Here is a 4,616-nt window from a genome sequence, read left to right on the forward strand (position 1 = left end):
GGGCGGGTGCGTGAGGTCGACCTCGGGGCGTTCGCGAATCAGGATGTTCCGTTCGAGCGTCTGGTGGAGGTGCTGAATCCACCGCGGTCGCTGGGCAGGCATCCACTCTTCCAGGTGATGCTCGCCTTCGATAACACGCCGGTCGCCGGAATCGAACTGCCCGGTATCGACGCTCAATTGCAGGATATCGATACCAAGGTCGCCAAGTTCGATTTGCTGTTCAGCCTGTCCGAACGGTCGGCTGGCGATGGTGAGCTGGGTGGTTTGGAAGGCTCGATCGATTTCGCTACTGACTTGTTCGATCGGGAGACCGTTGAGCAGCTTGCGGATCGGTTCGTATGGTTTCTGAGCGCGGCTGTCTCCGATCCTGATCAATCGATCGGGAGTGTGGACGTCCTTGGTGGCGATGAGCGTCGCAGGGTGCTGGTCGAGTGGAACGCGACTGACCATGGTGTGGCGTGGGGGACTGTGCCGGGGTTGTTCGAGGCCCAGGTACGGCGGTCGCCCGAGGCGGTCGCCGTGGTCTTCGAAGGCACCGAGCTGACCTACCGAGAGCTGAACGCGCGGGCGAACCGGCTGGCCCGGTATCTGATCGACCAGGGCGTGGGGCCGGACCGGGTCGTTGCGGTGTCGCTTCCGCGCTCGGTAGAGCTGGTGGTGGCCCTTCTGGGGATCTTGAAGGCCGGTGGTGCTTACCTTCCGTTGGATCCGGATTATCCGGCTGAGCGGCTGAGGTTCATGGTCGATGACGCGCGGCCGGTCGTGCAGCTGACCGCGCCGCCCTCGGAGGAGGAACTCGCGGGCCGTTCAACATCGGACGTGACCGATGCCGACCGGCTCGCTCCACTGCACCCCCTGCACCCCGCCTACGTGATCTACACGTCGGGGTCGACTGGGCGGCCCAAGGGTGTGGTGAGTACGCATGCTGGGTTGGTAAATCGGTTGCAGTGGATGCAGGACCGGTACTCGCTCGGATCGGATGATCGGGTGTTGCAGAAGACGCCGGCGAGTTTCGATGTGTCGGTGTGGGAGTTCTTCTGGGCATTGCAGGTCGGCGCCGTATTGGTTCTAGCGAGGCCGGGGGGACAAGCCGATCCAAACTATTTGGCCGGTCTGATCCGTTCGGAGCAGGTCACCACCGTACATTTCGTTCCGTCGATGTTGGCTGCGGCGGTGGCGGAGCCGGCGATGCGGGATTGTGCCAGCTTGCGGCGAGTGATCTGCAGTGGTGAGGCGTTGCCCTTGGAGCTCGTGCACAGGTTCCGGGACGTCTTCGATGCCGAACTGCACAACCTTTACGGGCCGACCGAGGCGTCGATCGATGTCAGCGGAGTGGAGATCACCCCACAGACCGTGGAAACTAGCGTCCCGATCGGTCGGCCGATTTGGAACACCCGATTGTTCGTGCTCGATGCCTGGTTGTCGCCGGTTCCTGTTGGTGTGGTCGGTGAGTTGTACATTGCCGGTGCCGGGTTGGCTCGTGGGTATCTGGGGCGTCCGGGGTTGACGGCGGAGCGTTTTGTGGCGTGTCCGTTCGGGGCTCCGGGGGAGCGGATGTATCGGACCGGGGATCTGGTGCGCTGGCGCTCGGACGGGCATCTGGAGTTCGTCGGCCGGGTCGATGACCAGGTCAAGATCCGGGGATTCCGCATCGAGCCGGGCGAGATCGAGGTGGTGCTCGCACGGCAACCGGGGGTCGCTCAAGCCGCCGTGACGATCCGGGAAGACCGGCCTGGTGACCCGCAGTTGGTCGGCTATGTTGCCCCTGAATCGGATGCTGGTTGTGACCCGATGCGGTTGCGTCGTACGACTGCGGAGGTCCTGCCCGACTACATGGTCCCGGCTGCGATCGTCGTTCTGGATTCTTTCCCGCTGACACCGAATGGCAAGCTCGACCGCAGAGCGCTTCCGGCACCAGATTTCGCCGCCGCTGCCACGGGCCGGGAGCCGCGAACGCCCCGGGAGAAGATCTTGTGCGAGCTGTTCGCCGAGATCCTCGACCTGGAGCGGGTCGGGATGGACGATGGCTTCTTCGACCTGGGCGGGCATTCGCTGTTGGCGACTCGTCTGGTCAGCCGGATTCGGTCCGTGCTGGACGTCGAGGTCACGATTCGCGACCTGTTCGAGGCTCCGACAGTCGCGGGATTAGCCGAGGCGATTGAGCCTGCGGGCAGGGCGGCGCGGCCTGCGTTGCGGCCACGGAGTCGTCCGGACAAGGTGCCGCTGTCGTTCGCACAGCGGCGTCTGTGGTTCCTCAATCGGCTGGAAGGCCCCAGCGCTACCTACAACATGGTGATCCCGCTGTGGCTGAGCGGCGCCGTGGACCTAGGGGCGTTGGAGTCCGCGCTGAACGACGTGGTGGCCCGGCACGAGTCGCTGCGGACCGTCTTCCCGGAGGCGGACGGCGCGCCGTATCAGGAGGTGCTGGACGGCGCGGATGCGCGGGTGGCACTGACAGTGGCGGAGATGGACGCCACGCAGGTGCCGACTGCACTCGCGGCGGATGCCGAAAAGGGCTTCGATCTGGCCGAAGAACTCCCGATCCGGGCCCACGCGTACCGGATGTCGGAGTGCGACCACGTGTTGTTGGTGGTGGTGCACCACATCGCCGGCGATGCGTGGTCGATGGGTCCGCTGGGGCGTGATCTGGCGGTGGCGTATTCGGCTCGCCGTCGGGGGGTTTCGGTTCCGGAGTGGTCGCCACTTCCGGTGCAGTATGCGGATTATGCGTTGTGGCAGCGGGAGTGGCTGGGGGATGAGGGCGATTCGGGGAGTGTGGTCGGTGCGCAGGTGGCGTATTGGCGTGAGGCGTTGACGGGGTTGCCTGATCAGCTTGATCTGCCGGTGGATCGGCCGCGTCCGGCGGTGGCGACGTATCGGGGTGGTTCGGTCGGGTTCGCGTTGGACGGTGATCTGCATCGGTCGCTGGTGGCGTTGGCGCGGGACAACGACGTCACGTTGTTCATGGTGGTGCAGGCTGGTTTGGTTGGTCTGTTGACGCGGCTGGGGTGTGGGACGGACGTCCCGATCGGTAGTCCGGTGGCGGGCCGGGCGGATGAGGCGCTCAATGATCTGGTGGGGTGTTTCGTCAACACGTTGGTGCTGCGCGGCGATGCTTCCGGTGATCCCAGTTTCCGTGAGTTGCTGGGGCGGGTGCGGGAGGTCGACCTCGGGGCGTTCGCGAATCAGGATGTTCCGTTCGAGCGTTTGGTGGAGGTGCTGAATCCGCCGCGGTCGCTGGGTCGGCATCCGCTCTTCCAGGTGATGCTCGCCTTCAATAATGCACCGCAGGCCGAACTGACGCTGCCTGGCGTCCAGGTGAATGTCCAGGCTGCCGACGTTGCGGTTGCCAAGTTCGATTTGCTGTTCAATTTTTCCGAGCGGTCGGCTGGCGACGGTGATCTGGGTGGTTTGGAAGGTTCGGTCGATTTCGCTACTGACTTGTTCGATCGGGAGACCGTTGAGCAGATTGCGGATCGGTTCGTACGTTTTCTGAGCGCGGTTTCATCCAACCCTGACCGGCCGATCGGGAGTGTGGACGTCCTCGGCGCCGATGAGCGCCGCAGGGTGCTGGCCGAGTGGAACGCCACTGACCATGGTGTGGCCTGGGGGACTGTGCCGGAGTTGTTCGAGGCGCAGGCGCGGCGGTCGCCCGAGGCGGTCGCGGTGGTGTCCGAAGGTACCGAGCTGACTTACCGAGAGCTGGATGCGCGGGCGAACCGGCTGGCTCGGTATCTGATCGACCAAGGCGTGGGGCCGGACCAGGTCGTTGCGGTGTCGCTTCCACGCTCGGTAGAGCTGGTGGTGGCCCTGCTGGGGGTCTTGAAGGCCGGTGGTGCTTACCTTCCGTTGGATCCGGATTATCCGGCTGAGCGGCTGAGGTTCATGGTCGATGACGCCCGGCCGGTCGTGCAGCTGACCGCGCCGCCCTCGGAGGAGGAACTCGCGGGCCGGTCGACGTCGGATGTGACGGACGCCGATCGGATCGCTCCGCTGCACCCGCTGCACCCCGCCTACGTGATCTACACGTCGGGGTCGACCGGGCGGTCCAAGGGGGTTGTGGTCGGCCATGACAATGTCGTTGCCCTATGTGGCTGGGCTGCCGCCGTTTTCGGGCCGGCGGGGTTGTCGCATGTGGTGGCCTCGACCTCGCTGAACTTCGACGTTTCGGTGTTCGAGATCTTCTGTCCGTTGATGGCCGGTGGTCGTGTCGAAGTCGTGCGCGACGTGCTTGCGCTGGCTGATCGTGCGGCCGGGCCGGTCGGTCTAGTGAGTGCCGTGCCGTCGGCGATTGCCGAGATCTTGAGATCTGGCCGTCCGGCGATGGCGCCCAGGTGTGTCACCTTGGCCGGTGAGGCGCTGCCGGCCCAAACGGTCCGCTTGATCAGGGCGGCGTGGCCCGAGGCGCGAATCGCGAACATTTATGGTCCGACCGAGGCGACGGTGTACGCGGCGGCGTGGCATGCCGACGACCTGGGTGCCGATCGTCACGACGGTGACGAGAGGCCCCCGATCGGTCGTCCGATCTGGAACACCAGGTTGTTCGTGCTCGATGCGGGCTTGTCGCCGGTGCCGGTGGGTGTGGTCGGTGAGTTGTACATTGCCGGCGCCGGCCT

The 4,616-nt window shown here is 65.2% G+C and carries 1 protein-coding gene; it reads left to right on the plus strand.

The genetic code is table 11. The features are described from left to right. Nucleotides 1–4,616: non-ribosomal peptide synthetase (locus tag BM339_RS47265; protein ID WP_143118910.1), on the plus strand; the 4,616-nt coding region annotated here is incomplete at both ends.

The sequence above is a fragment of the Actinomadura madurae genome (assembly GCF_900115095.1).
GTDB lineage: Bacteria > Actinomycetota > Actinomycetes > Streptosporangiales > Streptosporangiaceae > Spirillospora > Spirillospora madurae.